1 protein-coding gene is annotated in these 303 nt (G+C 40.6%); it reads left to right on the top strand.

From position 1 onward, the window contains the following. Positions 1-92: 92 nt before the first annotated feature. On the top strand, positions 93-303 hold a 211-nt coding region (locus AB4486_RS24805; protein ID WP_372119349.1), incomplete at its 3' end, for a single-stranded DNA-binding protein.

Here is a 303-nt window from a genome sequence, read left to right as displayed (position 1 = left end):
AGCCCCTACAGATACCATCTTGGTATCAACTACCGAAAGTAGCGCAATCAAATGTGCTGCCGTTTAAAGCTTACGTAGCTTAAGGAAAAGATATGTTGAAAGTAGAAATCTTCCCAGAACACGAACAACCAATCACAAGAACATTACCAGGCAAAGATGGTAAACAAGCCAGAACGATAAGAGAACAAATAGGATATGCATATCTGGGTGGTAAGTTCCCAGTCGAAATGAAGCTCTCATTACAAGACGACCAATCAGCATATAAATCAGGAAACTACGAACTTGATAGCTCAAGCTTTACCG

This window comes from Vibrio sp. 10N.222.55.C6 (assembly GCF_041473395.1).
GTDB lineage: Bacteria > Pseudomonadota > Gammaproteobacteria > Enterobacterales > Vibrionaceae > Vibrio > Vibrio crassostreae_C.
The sequence above is the reverse complement of the archived record's forward strand: the minus strand, read 5'-3'. Positions and strand labels throughout refer to the sequence as shown.